At 60.9% G+C, this 17,640-nt stretch carries 11 protein-coding genes and 1 pseudogene; 10 read left to right on the top strand and 2 right to left on the bottom strand.

Features of this window, described 5'->3' with window-relative positions; all coding sequences use genetic code 11:
• Window positions 1-50: 50 nt before the first annotated feature.
• The 6 genes and pseudogenes from ABIE53_RS31085 to ABIE53_RS31060 all read left to right on the top strand — a co-directional run bounded on the left by ABIE53_RS31085 (window position 51) and on the right by ABIE53_RS31060 (window position 9,838).
• A complete protein-coding gene (locus tag ABIE53_RS31085) occupies window positions 51-2,549 on the top strand; it encodes a glycogen/starch/alpha-glucan phosphorylase (RefSeq protein ID WP_192700271.1) in 2,499 nt (832 codons plus the stop codon).
• Window positions 2,536-4,627 (top strand): annotated as a pseudogene (locus ABIE53_RS31080) (glycogen debranching protein). The gene ABIE53_RS31085 and the pseudogene ABIE53_RS31080 overlap by 14 nt, the downstream one beginning before the upstream one ends.
• Before the next feature lie 89 nt (window positions 4,628-4,716).
• Window positions 4,717-6,306 carry an aspartate:alanine exchanger family transporter gene (locus ABIE53_RS31075; protein WP_192700269.1) on the top strand — a complete coding sequence of 530 codons (1,590 nt, stop codon included), beginning with the start codon at window positions 4,717-4,719 and terminating at the stop codon, window positions 6,304-6,306.
• 56 nt (window positions 6,307-6,362) lie between these two features.
• On the top strand, window positions 6,363-7,358 hold the full coding sequence (locus ABIE53_RS31070; RefSeq protein ID WP_192700268.1) for a 2-hydroxyacid dehydrogenase: 996 nt from the start codon (window positions 6,363-6,365) through the stop codon (window positions 7,356-7,358).
• 198 nt (window positions 7,359-7,556) lie between these two features.
• Entirely contained in the window at window positions 7,557-8,126 is a 570-nt protein-coding gene (locus ABIE53_RS31065) for a BPSL1445 family SYLF domain-containing lipoprotein (protein WP_192700267.1), read from the top strand.
• 92 nt (window positions 8,127-8,218) lie between these two features.
• Complete coding sequence (locus ABIE53_RS31060; RefSeq protein WP_376916647.1) at window positions 8,219-9,838, top strand: tetratricopeptide repeat protein; 1,620 nt, start codon at window positions 8,219-8,221, stop codon at window positions 9,836-9,838.
• 82 nt (window positions 9,839-9,920) lie between these two features.
• On the opposite strand, the gene ABIE53_RS31055 is transcribed toward ABIE53_RS31060, so the two are convergent.
• Both ABIE53_RS31055 and ABIE53_RS31050 read right to left on the bottom strand, forming a co-directional pair.
• Window positions 9,921-10,376 carry a hypothetical protein gene (locus ABIE53_RS31055; protein WP_132384610.1) on the bottom strand — a complete coding sequence of 152 codons (456 nt, stop codon included), beginning with the start codon at window positions 10,374-10,376 and terminating at the stop codon, window positions 9,921-9,923.
• A 317-nt stretch (window positions 10,377-10,693) separates the two neighbouring features.
• Entirely contained in the window at window positions 10,694-11,548 is an 855-nt protein-coding gene (locus ABIE53_RS31050; RefSeq protein ID WP_310076433.1) for a DUF2092 domain-containing protein, read from the bottom strand.
• 1,342 nt (window positions 11,549-12,890) lie between these two features.
• On the opposite strand from ABIE53_RS31050, the gene ABIE53_RS31045 reads away from it, so the two are divergent.
• The 4 genes from ABIE53_RS31045 to ABIE53_RS31030 all read left to right on the top strand — a co-directional run bounded on the left by ABIE53_RS31045 (window position 12,891) and on the right by ABIE53_RS31030 (window position 17,539).
• Complete coding sequence (locus tag ABIE53_RS31045; protein WP_192700265.1) at window positions 12,891-15,602, top strand: TonB-dependent receptor plug domain-containing protein; 2,712 nt, start codon at window positions 12,891-12,893, stop codon at window positions 15,600-15,602.
• A 116-nt stretch (window positions 15,603-15,718) separates the two neighbouring features.
• The gene (locus ABIE53_RS31040; protein ID WP_006051606.1) at window positions 15,719-16,330 is read left to right on the top strand and encodes a MotA/TolQ/ExbB proton channel family protein; all 612 of its coding nucleotides are present in this window, start codon (window positions 15,719-15,721) and stop codon (window positions 16,328-16,330) included.
• Between the two features lie 22 nt (window positions 16,331-16,352).
• Window positions 16,353-16,772 (top strand): ExbD/TolR family protein, encoded by a 420-nt coding sequence (locus ABIE53_RS31035; protein WP_006051605.1) that lies wholly within the window; start codon window positions 16,353-16,355, stop codon window positions 16,770-16,772.
• Window positions 16,769-17,539, top strand: a complete 771-nt coding sequence (locus ABIE53_RS31030; protein WP_192700264.1) for an energy transducer TonB — start codon at window positions 16,769-16,771, stop codon at window positions 17,537-17,539. The genes ABIE53_RS31035 and ABIE53_RS31030 overlap by 4 nt, the downstream gene beginning before the upstream one ends.
• Window positions 17,540-17,640: the final 101 nt, after the last annotated feature.

Here is a 17,640-nt window from a genome sequence, read left to right as displayed (position 1 = left end):
CGGGAGCCGGGGCCGATCCCGCCCCGGCGTGAAATGCGAGGGCCGAGACCATGAACGAGGTTTCCGTAGCGGAAGCGGCTTTGAATACGCAAGGCGCCACTCACGACGTGAGCGGCTACGCGTTCCAGAACGACGTAGTCAGGAATCTGATTTGCCGGGTAGGACGCTATCCGGACATTGCAAGCCCGCACGACTGGTACATGGCGCTTGCCTTCAGTGTGCGCGATCGGATGCTCGCGCGCTGGGCCGCGTCGACGAAAGTCTACGCCGCACAAAACGTCAAGGTCGCCTGTTATCTGTCCGCGGAGTTTCTGATCGGCCCACAGCTTGGCAATAACCTGCTCAATCTCGACATGGGAGACGAAGCGCGCGAGGCGATGCATGCGCTGGGGCAGGATGTCGACGCGCTGCTTGCGATCGAGGAAGAACCCGGACTTGGCAACGGCGGCCTCGGACGCCTTGCCGCGTGCTACATGGACTCGCTTTCCACGCTGGAAATACCGGCGATCGGTTATGGCATCCACTACGAGTTCGGCATCTTCGATCAGGTTATCCGCGACGGCTGGCAGGTGGAGGTGACAGACAAGTGGCTGCAGAACGGCAATCCCTGGGAAATCGTACGGCCGGATGTGAGTTACTACATCGGCTTCGGCGGATACACGCAACAGCAGACCGACGCTGAAGGCCGCCTCCGCGTGAACTGGATACCGGCGCGGCAAGTGAAGGGCGTTGCCTGCGACCTGCCGGTGCAGGGCTATCGTGTCGATACCTGCAATGTACTTCGGCTGTGGAAGAGCGAAGCGGTCGAGTCGTTCGACTTCCAGGATTTCAACGCCGGCGAATACTACGAGGCTGTGCAGGAGAAAGTGGTTTCTGAAACCTTGTCCAAGGTTCTCTATCCGAACGACGAGCCCGAGGCGGGCAAGCGTCTGCGGCTTGCGCAGCAGTATTTTTTTGTTTCGTGTTCGCTGCAGGATATGTTGCGGCTAGCGGCATTGAAGAACACATCGATCGAACACTTTCCTGACCTGTTTGCCGCGCAACTCAACGATACACATCCATCAATCGCCGTTGCCGAGTTGATGCGTCTGCTGCTGGACGTGCACGGACTTTCCTGGGATGCGGCGTGGGATATCACCCAGCGCACTCTTGCATACACCAATCACACGCTGTTGCCCGAGGCGCTTGAAACGTGGAGTCTGCCGCTCTTTCAGAGCCTGCTGCCGCGCCAGCTCGAAATCATTTATGAAATCAATCACCGTTTTCTCGACAGCGTGCGGTGTGCTTTTCCCGCCGACGACGCGCGCGCGACGCGCATGTCGCTGATCGACGAACGCGGCGACAAGAAGGTGCGCATGGCGCATCTCGCCACGGTGGGCGCGCATGCGGTCAACGGAGTCGCGGCATTGCACTCCGATCTTTTGCGCCAGACGGTGCTGCGTGATTTTGCGGAGATGTATCCACAACGCTTTCTCAACGTGACGAACGGCGTGACGCCGCGCCGCTTTCTCATGTTGAGCAATCCGGGGCTCGCGGGTCTTCTCGACAGGACTATCGGCGCGAAGTGGCGAGCCGACCTGACCGAGCTCGACGCGCTTGCCGCGCATGCCGACGATGACGGCTTTCACGAGGCGTGGCGTGCAATGCGCTTCGACAACAAGGCGGCGCTGGCGGCGCGTATCGCTGACGCAACAGGTATCGACGTCGACCCGAACGCGCTATTCGACGTCCAGGTCAAACGCATCCACGAGTACAAACGCCAACATCTGAACGCGTTATACATAATCAGTCTGTATCGGAGGCTATGCCGCGATCCGGGGCTCGACATCGCGCCGCGCTGCTTCATCTTTGGCGGCAAGGCGGCGCCGGGCTACGCGATGGCCAAGCTGATGATCCGCCTGATTACGGGCATTGCGGAAGTCGTCAATGACGATCCGGTAATCGACGGTCGGCTGAAAGTCGTGTTCTATCCTGACTTCAACGTGAAAAACGGGCATTGGGTGTATCCCGCCGCGGACCTCTCGGAGCAGATTTCAACCGCGGGCAAGGAGGCATCCGGCACGGGCAACATGAAGTTCATGATGAACGGCGCGCTGACCATCGGCACGCTCGATGGCGCGAATGTGGAGATCCGTGAAGAAGCGGGCGCCGACAACTTCTTCCTGTTCGGCTTGACCGCGCAACAGGTCGAAGAGGCCAAGCGCGACGGCTATCGTCCTTCCGACTATGTGAAGTCTAACGACGAACTGAGCGATGTGTTTTCGCAGATCGCGCAAGGGCGCTTCTCGCGGGGCGACCCGAATGTATTCAGGCCGCTTGTCGACAGTCTGCTGCAATTCGACCCGTTCCTCGTGCTGGCCGATTTCGCGGATTACGTCGCGTGTCAGCAACGTGTGAGCGACGCGTGGCAGGACGCAAGGCGGTGGACGCGAATGTCGATTATGAATACGGCGCGATCGGGCAAGTTCTCGTCCGATCGTGCGATAGGTGAGTATTGCGAGCGCATATGGAACGCTCGTGCAGTGAGGATCGACCTTGAGCAGCGCTAACGTCGATAGCCAGCGTACTTATGTAGCGCGGCCCGGCTCACGATTTCCGCCTGGTGCGTCGGTCGTGCCGGGCGGCGTAAATTTCTGTATTTTCTGCCGGCACGCGGCTCGCCTGGAACTGCTGCTTTACGCTTCGCCGGATAGCATCGCACCGTTCCAGATCGTCGGACTAACGCCCGAAACAAACCGCACATTCTATTTCTGGCATGTGTTGATAGAAGACCTTCCGGAGCAATGCTGCTACACGTGGCGTGCATACGGCCGTCATGGTGTTCCGCAACTGGATGACGAAGCCAGCAGCCGTTTTGAGTTGCTCGATCCCGGCGCGCGCGCGGTCAGCGATCGGCGATGGCGCCGCCAGCCCGCTGCCGCTGTACGGGAGCGAGAGCATGCTTCGCTGCGAGCCATCGTCACCGAACCGCTGGGCGAACGCGAAGACGTGAGCGTGCGCACACTCGATGACGCGATCATCTACGAGCTGCATGTAGGTGGATTCACGCGCGATTCGTCGAGCGGCGTTCAACATCCCGGAACCTTCTCGGGGCTGATCGAGAAAATCCCCTATCTGAAGGATTTGGGCATCACGCACGTGGAGTTGCTGCCGGTGATGGCTTTCGATGAGCAGGACGTGCCTGCACCGGCTGCAGCGATCGGCCTCGTCAATTACTGGGGCTACAGCACGCATAGCTTCTACTCTCCGCATCCTGGCTATAGCGTCGAACCTGGGCGCGCGCCGCAGGAGTTCCGTGCGTTCATCGATGCGATGCACGCGGCCGGGATCCAGGTGCTGCTGGACGTGGTGTTCAATCACACGGCGGAAGCGGGCGCGAGCGGCCCGGGTGATCAATTTCAAGGTGCTCGCCAACGAAGTCTTCTATCACGTCGATCCGGCGCAAGGAGGACGTTATCTCGACTACACAGGCTGCGGCAATACGGTCAACTGCAATCATCCGCTGGTGTCGGCGTTCATCCTGCGTTGTCTCGAGTACTGGGTTCGGGAATTCGGCGTGGACGGTTTTCGTTTTGACCTCGCGAGCGTATTCACGCGCGGCGAGGGCGGTGCATTGCTAGGTACGCCGCCGTTGCCGTGGGCAATGGAAGCTTCCCCGGTACTCGCGCGCGTGCCGCTGATCGCGGAGGCCTGGGACGCGGCGGGGCTGTATCACGTCGGCGCGTTTCCGGGCATGGCGTGGGCCGAGTGGAACGGGCGTTACCGTGACGTGATCCGGCGCTTCGTGCGCGGCGATCCTGGAATGATCGGCCAGATGTGCACGTGTCTCGCTGGGAGCGCTGATCTTTACCAGGCGGACGGCAGATTGCCAGTGAACAGCATCAACTTCGTCACCTGCCACGACGGCTTCACGCTGCGCGATCTCGTCAGCTACGACGCGAAGCGCAACCAGGCCAACGGCGACGACAACCGCGATGGCAGCAACGATAACCTCTCGTGGAATTGCGGCGAGGAAGGCGACTCAAACGATCCGTCGATCGTCCGTCTGCGTTTGCGGCAGGGGCGCAACTTCATTGCGATCCTGCTGCTAAGCCAGGGTGTACCCATGCTTCTCGCCGGCGATGAAATCCTGCGTACCCAGCGCGGCAACAACAACGCTTACTGCCAGGACAACGAACTGTCGTGGACGGACTGGCGCTTCTCCGATGACTCGCTTGACATGCTGCGTTTCGTGCGCGAGATGATTGCGCTGCGCAAGCGTCACCCGAGCCTGCGTCGTCGCCGGTTCTTCACGGGCGGTACGGAGCATGGCCAAACGCATCCCGATGTGGCGTGGCACGGGGAACGGCTCGGAGCGCCCTCATGGGGAGACCCGCAGGCTCGCCTCGTCGCGTTCACGCTCGCGGCACAGGCGCTCGACGAGCCCATGTTGCACGTCATCTTCAACATGAACGCAGACGGGCGCGATGTTGAGCTTCCCGCGCTCGACGACGCGAACTGGCGGCGGTTCGTCGATACGGCTGCGGAACTGCCGTCGAAAGTCGTTTCGAACATTGAAACGGCCCGCGTCGAGCGCGGTATCTGCCGCGTCGAATCGCGCAGTGTGGTCGTACTTGAATCGAGATGAATTGGTGCAGTGGTGCAAGACCGTCGGCGGCAAAGCGACTTCCATATTGCTGCATTGCTGCATTGCCTTGTACAACCTGAGGGGGCGTCATGGACGCAGTCAGAACCTTCGTCGAAGCTCAGCCGCTCTTTGCGCTGTTTTTGACGATCGCGGTTGGCTACCTGATCGGCGAAATCAATGTGAAAGGCGTGGCGCTGGGCTCCGGGGCAGTACTGTTCGTTGGACTGGCGCTTGGCGCGTTCGCGCCAAAAGCCACGCCGCCAGCGTTGCTGGGCACGCTGGGTCTGTTGATGTTTCTGTATGGCATCGGCATTCAGTACGGCGCACAGTTCTTTCGTGGACTGACGAGCCGCGAGGGCCTAAAGGCCAATCTCGCCGCATGTATCGGCGTCATTGCGTCAGGCCTCGCAGCGTGCGCGTTCATCCGCTTTGGCATTACGCTCGCCGATTCTCTCGGCATGTTCGCAGGGAGCGGCACGAGCACGGCGAGCCTTCAGGTTGCGATCGCGTCGATGAACAGCAGCGATGCCGCCGTGGCCTATAGCGTTGCCTATCCGTTCGGCGTGGCCGGGCCGATTCTATTTATCTATGCGCTCAACGTGGCGCTCAAAGCCAGGATACGCAAGCCGCCCGCGAAGTTGCTCGAGACTGCGGAAATCGCGCTGCGCAATGAGCGTCTCTTTGGTCTGCGGTTGCCGGAACTTCTGACACGGCTGCCTGCTGGCGTAGCCATCGCGGCCGTGCGGCGCGCGCATCGCAACCAGCTCCCCACCGACGATCTCATTCTGCGCGCCGACGACGTCCTTCTTGTCACGGCCACCGACGCGCGCCTGCTCGAGGAGGCGACGACGCTGTGCGGGGAGTTGCAGCCGGGACGCATCGCGAGTCACCGGGAAGACCTGGACTACATGCGCGTGTTCGCTTCGAATCCGTCGGTGGTCGGCATGCCGCTTGGCAGTCTGCGTTTCCCGGACGGTGTGAACTGCGCGGTTGCGCATGTGCGGCGCGGCGATACGGATCTGCTGTCCACGCCGGAGCTCGTTCTCGAAGCGGGCGATCGGGTCGGCCTGCTCGTGAACCGCGCGCATCAGGTGGCCGTGCGCGCATTCTTCGGCGATTCGATCAAGAGCACGGCCGATCTCAGTTTCATTTCCTTGGGCATAGGCGCGGCTGCGGGACTGCTGGTCGGCGCGATCCCGCTGCGCTTTCCGGGTCTCGGTGCGTTCAGTCTGGGTCTGGCGGCGTTGCTGCTGGTCGCGCTGTGCCTTGGCAAGGCGCGCCGCAACGGACCGTTCGTATGGACGATGCCGCTTTCCGCGAACCTTGTCCTTCGCAACCTCGGACTCACCATCTTCCTCGCGCAAGTGGGCATCGCTTGCGGACCCAAGTTCGTCACGACCGTCGGGACCGCGGGGCCGCTGCTGCTGCTTTATGGCGCGATAACTTTGCTCGTGCTCGTCGGCGTCACGGCGATATGCTGCCTCTGGGTTTTCAAGCTGTCTTTCGATACATCGGTGGGCGTGATTTGCGGTGCAACCGGCAACCCCGCGATTCTCGCCTTCGCGAACCGCGTTGCGCCGACGGATCAGCCCGACATCATGTACGCAATGATTTTCCCGTCGATGACCATCCTCAAGGTGCTTTTCGTGCAGCTTGCCATAGCGATTGCGGCCGGCTAGACAAAGCTGCGCCGCACGAGGACGGACGTTCAATCCGGACACTGAAGGAGTCGATCATGGAAGTAGCGGTATTTAGTTCGACGCGCTATGAACGCCGGTATCTCGACGGAGCGAATCGCAACGGTGCGCACAAGCTGCATTACTTCGACGTGTTGCTGGATACGGATACCGCCGGCCTCGCCGCCGGCTACGGCGCCGTCTGCATCTTCGTCAACGACAAGGCGGACGCGGAAGTACTCGGCGCGCTGCACAGGGGTGGGACGCGTCTGCTGGCTCTGCGCTGCACGGGCTTTAACAACGTCGATCTCGCCGCCGCCGCCGGGCTCGGCATGAAGGTGGTGCGCGTGGTGACGTATTCGCCGAACTCCGTGGCGGAACATGCCGTAGCGCTTCTGCTCGCAATCAACCGAAAGGTCCACCGTGCCTACAATCGCACGCGTGACTCGAATTTCTCGCTTGACGGGCTGACTGGCTTCGACCTTTGCGGCAAGACGGTTGCGGTGATCGGCACCGGCAAGATCGGCTGCGTGTTCGCAAAGATCATGCTCGGCTTCGGCTGCAGGGTGATCGGTTTCGATCCGCAACCGTCGGCGGAATTTCAGGCGCTCGGCCTGAGCTATGCGAAGCCCGGCGAGATAGGGGAGCAGGCCGACGTTATTTCGCTGCATTGTCCGCTTACACCGGCGACACACCACGTGATCAACCCGCAGACGCTCGCACGCGCGAAGCGAGGCGCGATACTCATCAATACCAGCCGCGGGGGCCTGCTCGACACCGAGGCTGCCATCGACGCGTTGAAGACCGGGCAGCTTGGCGGCCTTGGAATAGACGTGTACGAACAGGAGAGCAATCTCTTCTTTCGCGATCTATCGAGCGAAATCATCACCGACGATGTCTTTCAGCGACTCGTGTCGTTCCCCAACGTAATTGTGACGGGGCATCAGGCCTATCTCACGCACGAGGCGTTGACGACCATTTGCGAAACCACGCTTGAAAGCGTCTCGGCATTCGAGAACAATCGGACTTTAGAGAACGAGGTGAAGACCCAGTAGCAGCGTGCGCTATTGACTACGCGAAGCGAGGCTAACGAGGTCGCGACGCATCGGACCAAGGTCCTATACCTGCCCGCGTGCGCGAGGCCTATCGTTCATGTGCGGTGTTGCCGCGTTACTCCGTCGCGTGGCGGATACGAATCGCAATCTCATCTGTTTCCAGGCGCAAATCTGGCGCACTTCAATAAGGGAACGCTCATGAACCGTCGCACTTTTTTTTCGGTTAGCGCAATCGCACTAGCCAGCTCGCTCGCCGCGTGTGGCACGACCTCGAATCCGACGGAAGCGGCCAATAAGCGCAATGAAATCGACGACGGCGTCGATGGCGCCCTCAAGAAGCTATACAGTTCGACGCCGGGTGCTCAGGCGCAGGCCGGCAACGCCAAGGGGATTCTTGTCTTTCCGTCCGTGTTCGCGGCAGGCGTGGTGGTCGGTGGCGAATACGGCGAAGGCGCGCTTCGCGAGCGAGGCGCGTCCGTCGGGTATTACAAGACCAGTACCGCCTCATTTGGCTTGCAGATCGGCGCCCAGTCCAAGGCGGTGATACTCATGTTCATGACGCAGGACGCGCTCGACAAATTCCGCACCACCGACAAGGGCTGGACAGCCGGCGTGGATGGCTCCGTCGCGGTGGCCAAGACTGGCGCCAACGGTTCGCTCGACACTGCAACGACCAGTTCGCCGATCGTCGGTTTCGTGGTCACGAACTCCGGCCTGATGGCCAACCTCAGCTTTGAAGGCACGAAGGTCAGCAAGCTCGACATCTAGAAGCGGTGGCGGACCGGATGAATCTCCGCTGAATCTGGCGGTAACCAACCGGAAGCATCGCTCGTAAGACCCGCTAGACGCGATTCCGTACAATGGGCCTCTACGATCTTTGGACAGATCGCACTTGCCTGGTGCCCAGCGTAATGAGTCACGATACTGAACACATTCTCGCCGCCGCGCAGGCGAACTTGCAGGCCGGTCGGCTCGACGATGCGGCAAGCCTGCTTCACGGCATTCTGAAGACCGCTCCCGACCACGGCGAGGCGCTCACAGGCCTTGGCTATATCGCCGCCCAGCAGGGCGATCATGCACGCGCCGCGGACTATCTGATCCAGGCATCGGAGCGTGCGTCACTCTCGTGGCATCAACTGAAGTTCGCCGCGCAGGTTTGTCGGCTGGCGCAGCGCCGCGATGCTGCTATAGCGCTGCTCGAACGCTGCCTGGCGCAGTGTCGCAACGATGCCGCCGCGTTGCATGGTGTGGCGGTGTCGCTGATAGAGCTTGGCCAATCGCAGCGGGCACTCGAGGTGTTCGTGCATCTTTGCAAGGTCCATCCGCAACTAGCCGAAGCACACTACAACCGGGGAACGCTGCTAGGCACGATGGGGCGCTATGACGACGAGCTCGATGCCTACCGGCAGGCCATCGCGCTCAAGCCGCGGTTCGTGCGCGCATACGTTAACCTCGGGGTCGCCTTGCGAGATCTCCGGCGCTTTGATGAGGCGTTGCTTCAATTCAGGAAGGCGCTTTCGATCGATCCGAACGACGCCGGCGCACGCACGAATCGAGCACAGACCAATTTACTGCTGGGCGAATTCGAACACGGCTGGCGCGAGTACGAATGGCGCTGGCGCGATGGCACGGGCGACCACGGATTTCCGCAGCATTCGCTATGGACTGGCGCGCAACCGATAGGCGGCAAGACAGTGCTCGTTCATCATGAGCAAGGGTTCGGCGACACGCTGCAATTCGTACGCTTCGTGGATCAGCTAAGTGCGGCCGGCGCGCATGTCGTGCTGCGTGTCCAGGACGCGTTGTTACCGCTCCTCCGACATTATCCTGGCGCAGCGGAAGTTATCGGCGAGACCGACCAGGTAAAGCATTTTGACTATCACATTCCAACCATGAGTCTGCCGTTTGCGCTCAAGGTGGGTACACCCGGTCCCGCGCTATCCGGTCCCTATCTGCAGGCCGACGAAGAGCTTGTCCGTCAATGGGACGAGTTGTTGCCGGTCTCCAGACGACGGCCGCGGATTGGGATTGTGTGGTCGGGAAGCTGTACGCATCTGAACGATCACAATCGATCGATTCCGCTTGAGCAACTAAAGCCGGTATTCGAAACCGACGCGGAATTCTTCGCGTTGCAACCGGATGTGCGCGATAGCGATCGGGCGTGCCTCGCACAACTTGAGCAAAGCGGGGCGCTACGCGATGTGTCAGGACGGCTAACCAGCTTTGCCGAAACCGCTGCGCTGATCGCCCGGCTCGACCTGGTAGTCAGCGTCGACACAGCCGTGGCGCACCTGGCCGGGGCGCTTGGAAAACCCGTCTGGATCGCTCTGCCGTTCATGCCGGACTGGAGATGGCAACTCGATAGAAGCGATAGTCCGTGGTACGCAAACGCGCGGTTGTTCCGGCAAACCACGAGAGGCGATTGGACGGATGTAGTCGATGCGCTTCGCGCAGAGATCGATGCATTGCCGGACGTCTAAACGGTGGCTTTCGTGCTGACATTCGAGAGTCAGCAGGACCCAAGCGATGCTCAACCCCCAGCCGTGCGAGAGGCGACCGCGATCAATATCCAGGCGGTGGCGGAACTTGTGTGTACACCACGCCGCCGCTGCCATACCCCGTCGCGAACCACGTCGCGCCGCACTTATAGTACGGCACCTCGTTAACGGCGATTGGTGCGACGTTGCACGGCGGCGCGACAGGCGCAGGCGCTGCGACAACCGCAGCGGTTGCGGGCGGCGGTGCGGTTGCGGCAGCGGTCGCACCAACCACCATTGCCCCGGCCACAAATCCGACTGCCGCAGAGCCGCCGTCCCAATCCGAGTTGGAGCAGTTGTTGCAATCGCCATGGTAGTTGTTCTGCACGTTGCTCACGGTGTTAGCCCGCGTGTTCTGCATCTCCTTAGCGGTGGATTGACGTGCACCCTGGTTCTGGCTCGACGCAGCCTGGCGCTGGGACTGGTTCTGGCTCGCGCTCTGCTGGCGGTTCGCCTGGTTCTGGCTGGAGGTTGCCTGCATCGAACTCGCTGAACTCTGACGCGCGCTCTGATTCGCACTTGAAGTCGAGGTCGCTGTAGCCTGGCGAGAGGTCTGCCGTTGTTGGGCCGTTGCCTGCTGTCCGCCGCGAGATCGTGAACCGCCTTGCACAGCGGTCGAGCCGCCGGAAGAGAGGCCCCCAGCCGACGCTGCCCCGCCACGCGAAAAGCCACCTTCGCTGCCACCGCCACGGGCGCCACCACCTCGCTCGCCTCGTGCATCGACCTGGTTGATCAGCCCCAACGTGAGCACTGCGGCGAACAACGCCGCAATGGCACGGTCCCACGGTCCTGTTTTCATTATTTGGCTCCCTTCTTCGCAGACGACTGGCGAGCCGTGTGCGACGCACGCGGGAGTTGCGCTGCGAACGCGACTTTCTGCAGGCCCTCGGGCACCTGTGCCGAGAAGGTCGCATCGTTAAGTTGGGGCGCGAGATTCCAGTCGATAAAATCCGCCCAGAACTGGGGCTGGCCTACAGCCTTCTTGTAAGTCAGTACGATCCGCTGCAGCAGGGGCTTGTCGCCATCGGCTACCCACACCTGAAAATCCACCGTGTCGGTACGCGCGGCCAGATGATGGGACGCAGTTCCGTAGATACTCGTCTTCTCGACATAGTCCACCGAACCTACCCTGGTTTGCAATTCTTCTGGCAACCGGTTCAACAGCAGCGCAGCGAGCGGCAGGCGCATGCCGAGATCCTTGACGAAATACACGATGCTCTGGTCCAGCGCACCTGGTTGCGGCGCAGTCGCATAGACTTTGCTGGCGAGATCGACCAGAACGATCTCTTTTCCAGTCAGGACAACTAGTGTTTTTGCGCCATCGCTGCGCTCGGTTTCTACTCGCATGCGATCCGGCCGGCTCAACGTAACGGTGCGGTATTCGCCGAATTCGATTTTTTGCCCAGACGGCTGCTCCGCGTCGTAGCCGCTGCGCACACCGACACGAAAGTTCTGCGTCCCGCCAAGGAACTGCGCCATTTTCATGAGAATCGCGCGAGCCTCGGCTTGTGAGGCGGTTTCAGGCTGAACTCGCGCGGCACGCACCGGCGGTTCTTTTTGCCCGGAGGCAGGATAGGCGTGAGGAGCGCTGCTCAATAGCAGAACTAATAGCAAGCTCGCCCACGATGAGCGGCGCAATAAGTTAGTGATCAATTTATTAACTCCTCAGCTGGAACAGCCCTGACAGCTGTCGGTCCGCCCATATAAAGAATAGTGGATTACAAAGTTTTTACCATGCAAGGATGCGCATCTTAGCCAGCTAACGCGCAGCCAGGGTCTGATCAGGTGTAGTCATGGTTGCTCGATTTCGAGCCACGTGAAGTGTATTTCCGCCGGGCGTCAAGGCGTCTTGCCGGTACAGAAGGATTGGCTTGTGGATTTAAAGCCCATCGGACTACGAATGATTTGCGAAGGGATGGTCTCAAGCCACGCGGGCGTTGCTCTAAACGGCTGCTCGAACCTGAGCCGGCACCAACGACTAGCGCCCCACCATTGCATCGCAACAAGCAAGCGCACCGTCTATCTGCCACTCGCATTGCGCTCAGTCTCGTGGCGATAGCTCACCCTTCACAGGCAGTGAAAAGCACCGGAAAATTCGAAAGCCCTAGAACGATCCATCTAATGACAGGTGCGGTGCAAGTTTGAAACAACGGCATCAAAAAAAGTTTGACGACCGATTTTGATTTGTTATTGTCCCTGTCCATTGAGCGCTTTGGTAACACGCAGCGCGCGGCCGTGAGATCCGTGAGTTTCTATCTCCACGCTTTTCCCGCCTGAGCAAAAGTCAGCGTTCCGGTATTCGGACGCCGCTTTCGCTCGCGCTCGAAAGTCGTGGCCGGGTTCGCGTCGTATGGGACACGTCGGACGAGACACTGTGCGGCGTCCATACACCAGATGAAGCCTGGCCAAAAAGGCATCAAACAAGATTTGTATATATCAAACAAATTTTGACTCTGCGTTTCTGGCTTGCTATGTTTCATCCCACCCAAGGCAAGGGCCGCCATGCGCATGCAGGCGTTCCTGGCTGCGCAACGAAGATAGTAGCCAGGTGTCCGCAAACCTTTCGATAGGCTGACGAACCCACCGGCAAGCCGCGGCGCGCGAACCGGGGGGCGAGTCCTGCTGACCGGAGGCGGGGAGAGGCAAACTTAGGCATCCGTACTAGTTACCGGCTGCGCAAGTGATACAGGCGATGCGAAAAAGTCGAATGCCCAACGCTTCGAATTTTTATCGAACCTGAAATGTTCCAGAAAGAAAATACCTTTCATTTTGTTATTTAGTTAGGCATCCATATTTAAAGCCATTGAATAGATGGCTGATCTCTGATTTAACAAAAGTGCACCTGATCAGATTTATCCGTTTTGGACGTATTTGCACACATGCGGGGCATATCCGGTAAAGCGTGGTGCGTGGGCGTTGTAAAAAAGGCGGAGAAGTCCATAAGACTTTTCTTTGCACAACAGGTGTGGTCTTACTGACAAGTGAGAAGGGGAAAATGAAACAAAGGGCATTGGCGTTGGCCATCAGAAAAATGCTTTGGGCAGAACTTGCGCTGTCAGCGGCGATTGCCGCACCCGCGTTTGCACAAAGCCAACCGGCCCCGACCGGTAGTACCGCAGCCGCCACGACGTCGGAAGCCGCGCCGGCCGCGCCGGCCGCGACGGACACGGGTAACGTCACGAAGATGCAGCGCGTGGAAGTCACCGGTTCGCTGATTCGCACGTCGGACAAGGTCGGCAACACGGAAGTGCAGACCATCACGCCCAAGGAAATCGAGCAAAGCGGTTATACGACGGTGGCCGATTTCCTGCGCGGCACGTCGGCGAATTCGGGCAGCAGCTGGGGCCAAACGACCATGAACAGCTCCGCGCAAGGTGGCGGCGGCATCGCGCTGCGCGGCTTGAGTGAGAAGTACACACTGGTCCTGGTCGACGGCCAGCGCGTCGCGAATTACGGCAAGGCGGTCAACTTCACGGACACCTTCTTCGACGTCAATTCGATTCCGCTCAACATGGTGGATCACATCGATATCGTGAAGACCGGCGCCGTGTCTGTGTACGGCTCGGACGCGATTGCGGGCGTGGTCAACATCATCACGAAGAAGAACTTCCAGGGCCTGCAGATAGACGGCCAGCTCGGCAAGGCGCAGCATCCTGGCGATGCCCAGGGCAACTTCGGCGTGCTCGGCGGCTTCGGCGATCTGAACGCGGATCGCTTTAACGTGACGGCCGCGGCAAGCTACTACCGCGACAGCGGATCGTCGCTGGCGGACCGGTCGATGACGGCCAATCAGGACTTCAGCCAGTTCCCCGGCGGCCTGGCAGGCCCGCTCGGCCCCAATCAGCAGTCTTACTGGACAGCACCCGACGGCACCCAGACCGCGCTCAGCCCATGCCCGCCCGGCAGCGTCTCGGCAAACGGCGGCGCGACGTGCAAGAGCAACCCCGCCAGCGCGACATCGCTGGTGCCGTCCACCACGCGTCTGAATGCGAAGGTGCACGGCACCTTCAAAATTAACGACGACGTGCAGGCCTACGCGGACTTGTGGGTGAGCCGAAACGAAACGGTGCAGAACGAAGGTCCGGCCGTGCTTGCAAGCACGACCAACGCGTTCAATCCGGCGACCGGCTCCGCGTTGCCGCTGTCGCGAACCGTCCCGGGAAGCAATCCGTACAACCCGTTCGGCGCGCCGGCGCAAATCAATTACACGTTCCCGAATACGGTTTCAGCCGATACGGTGTCCACATTCTGGCGCGCGACGACCGGCGTGAAGGGCTCGTTCACCACGCAGAAGTTCGGCGACTGGGACTGGTCCGCGGACTACGGCCATTCGCAAAGCACGGTCGACACGACGTACAGGAATGCCCTGAACGTGGCGGGTGTCGAAAACATCTTGCAGAACGGCGTTTATGATTTCTCGAATCCGGCGGCCACGCCTAACGGATTGAACGGCGTGTTCCAGAACGACTACGAGCAGGCCATCTCCAAGCTCGACAGCGTGACGGCCAAAACCTCCACGGGCAATCTCTTCAACTTGCCGGGCGGGCCTGTGGGCGTCGGCTTCGGCACGGAGTTCCGTCACGAGAGCTCGCTGATCAATTCGCGCACCTACAGCGCGCTCGGCATCACCGCGCCGGCCAACGTGCAGACGGTCGACGGCGAGCGCAACGTGGCCGCGGTCTACTACCAGATCGACATTCCGATCATCCGCAACCTGACGTTCACGCAGGCCGGCCGTTACGACCACTACAGCGACTTTGGCGGCGCGTTTTCGCCGAGCTTCGCGCTGCGCTTTCAGCCGGTGCAGGCGCTCACGACATTCGCGTCGTACAGCCGTGGTTTCCGTGCGCCGACGCTCGTCGAAAATTCGCAGGCGACCTATCTCGCGCACCAGAATCTGGTGGACCCGAACGACCCGAGCGGCGTGCCGACCAAGCACTTCACGACCGAACAGGTGAACGGCAATCCGAACCTCGGGCCCGAGCGGACCAAGAACTACAACATCGGCTTCCAGCTATCGCCGGACTCGTCGACGGATATCGGCGCGGCGTTCTACAAGATCCATATCGACGGAGTGATCGGCACCAACGACCCGAACGCGGTGATCAACGCGAACGATCCGTCGACGGTGATTCGCAATGCGGACGGCACGGTAGCGTACATCAAGGAACAGTTCGTCAATCTTGGCTCGCTCGACACCGACGGCTTCGACATGAACTTCCGCAAGTCGGTCGGCACGAAGTACGGCACCTTCACGCTCGCGGGCGACTGGGCCTATGTGTGGCACTTCAAGCTCAATAGTCCGGGCGCGCCCACTCAGGATTTCGCCGGCAACAATCTCGCGCTGCTGCAACCGTTCGGTGCGAGCAATCCGCGCTGGAAGGGCAATACGAGCCTGAGTTGGGACTACCGCAAGTTCACGACGACGCTCACCTGGCAATACACCGGCCCGTACACCAACGCGGTGGCGGACGAGTTCGGCGACGGCGGCACCTTGTCTGTCGCGTCGTATAGCCAGTTCAACCTGATGGCCACGTATCGCGGCTTCAAGCACTGGACCATCTACGGCGGCATCAACAACATCTTCGATCGCAAGCCGCCGTTCGACGTGGAGTGGCAGGCCACGCCGGATATCACCGGCTACGACCAGTCGCTTTACACCAACATTGGCCGCTTCTTCCAGGTCGGCGCGACGTATCGCTTCTAGGCCGCGCGATGTCTGTTTTAGAAACGCAGTCTGTCTAGTCTGGTCGGTCGCCGCCTCGGCTCAGGTCTTCGGACCGAGGCGGCTCAACTTTGTTAAAGACGTAACCGGAGTTTTTCGTGCTCAATACCCTTATCAACTATTCGGTTCAATCGATGGGCCTGATTCCGCTTCTGGCCTTCATCTTCCTGCTCGGCATCTCGATCATCGTCGAGCGCTTCATGTTTTTCTCGCGAGCGGTCAAGGCAGGCAAGACGCTCGAACACGATCTCAAGATGGTCGAGCCGGCCAACCTGTCCGACGCGCAAAAGGTCGCCGAACATTACGGACAGACCGTGCAAGGGGAACTCGTCAAAAGCGCGCTGAAAGTGCGGGGCAAACCGGAAGCGGTGGTCGAGCGCGAACTCGAGGAAACCATCATGTTCCAGATGCCGCGGCTCGACCGCAACCTGTGGATTCTCGACACGGCGGTCACGCTCGGCCCGCTGCTCGGTCTGCTGGGCACGATCATCGGCATGGTGGAGTCGTTCAACGTGCTCGGCACGAGCGGCACCGCGAACCCCAACGGCGTGACGGGCGGCATCGGCCATGCGCTGACGGCCACCGCCTGTGGCCTGACCATCGCGATTGTCTGCGTGATCTTTCTGAACTACTTCAACAAGCGCATCCGCATGACGGTGAATCAGTTCGATCTGATCAAGTCGCTGCTCGTGTCGCGGTTCGCCGCCTGAATGCGCGCTAAGGAGAACGATCATGCGTAACCATCGCAGCCATTACCTGGGCGCGGAAGAGAAGGCGCGCATCGAGATCATTCCGATGATCGACATCATGATGTTCCTGCTGGTGTTCTTCATGCTGGCCACGCTGAAGATGATCCAGGGCGCGGGCATCAAACTCGACCTGCCGCAATCGAGCACGGCGGAGCAGTTGCAGCAGACGGTGAAGGTGTCCATCGGCGTTACCAAGACCGACGAAATCTATCTCGACGCAAAGCCGGTCACGCCGACAGAACTGACCGCGCACCTGCAAGGGCTCGTGCACGATTCGAAGAAGGTCGACGTGGCGATCGCGGGCGACGAAGGCACGAGCTACAAGAACATCGTCAAGGTCATGGATCTGGTGCGCGCGGCGGGCATCAGCTCGGTTGCACTGGCAACGAACCCGACGACATGAGCTCTCCGGTACTCGACATGAAAGACCCGCAAAGCCGTCTGAACGGCGCGCTATGGGCGTCGTCCAATCCGGCGCATCATGGCCGCATGTCCATGAAGACAGCGCTCGCGATCGCGCTCGTCGTCGAACTGCTGATCGTCGCGGGGCTCTCGCACGTGAGCTTCAAACAGGAGCCGCCGCCCGCGCGCGAAGTCATGCAGGTGACCATGCCGCCGCCACCGCCTCCGCCGCCGCCCGAGGTGAAGAAGCTCGAACCGCCGCCCGCGCCGACGCCGGTGAAGCCGCCGCCCAAACCGCAGCAGCCCAGGCCGTTGCCGGTGGCGAAGCCGCCGCCTGCGTTGCCGTCCGCGACGCCTAAGCCCGCCAACATCGCGCCCGCTGCGAATCCGAGCGCGAATGCGCCTGCGCTCGCCACCGCCAATGCAACGCCAGGTCCCGCTACGGCGCCCGCGGCTCCGCCCGCGCCGGTGGCGCCGCCCGCGTTGCACGGCGTGGTCGACGGACGCGGTCACTGTCAGGCGGTGCAGCCGCAGATTCCGCGCCGCGCGCTGCAAGACGGTATCTCGGCGACCGTGATCGCGCATCTGTCGATTAGCCCGGACGGCAGCGTGAGCGACGTCAAGATCGTGCGCGTGACGCCGCCGACCTCGGTCTTCAACGAGGCGGTCGTCACTGCGGGGAAGGCGTACCGGTGCGAGAAGAATGCCGAGCCGTACGTCGGCGAAGTGGCGTTCTCGTTCAAGACCACGCCGGCCGACGACGAGTAACGCGGCATCAGCATTGAAGCAGCGGCGTGCGCGATGAGCATCATCATCGTCGCGCCGGTTCGATGTATCGCGCGCCGGCTCGCAAGCGGCGCGCGACCTCT

Origin of the sequence: Paraburkholderia sp. OAS925, assembly GCF_040543975.1 — a bacterium.
Taxonomy (GTDB): Bacteria; Pseudomonadota; Gammaproteobacteria; order Burkholderiales; family Burkholderiaceae; genus Paraburkholderia; species Paraburkholderia graminis.
The sequence above is the reverse complement of the archived record's forward strand: the minus strand, read 5'-3'. Positions and strand labels throughout refer to the sequence as shown.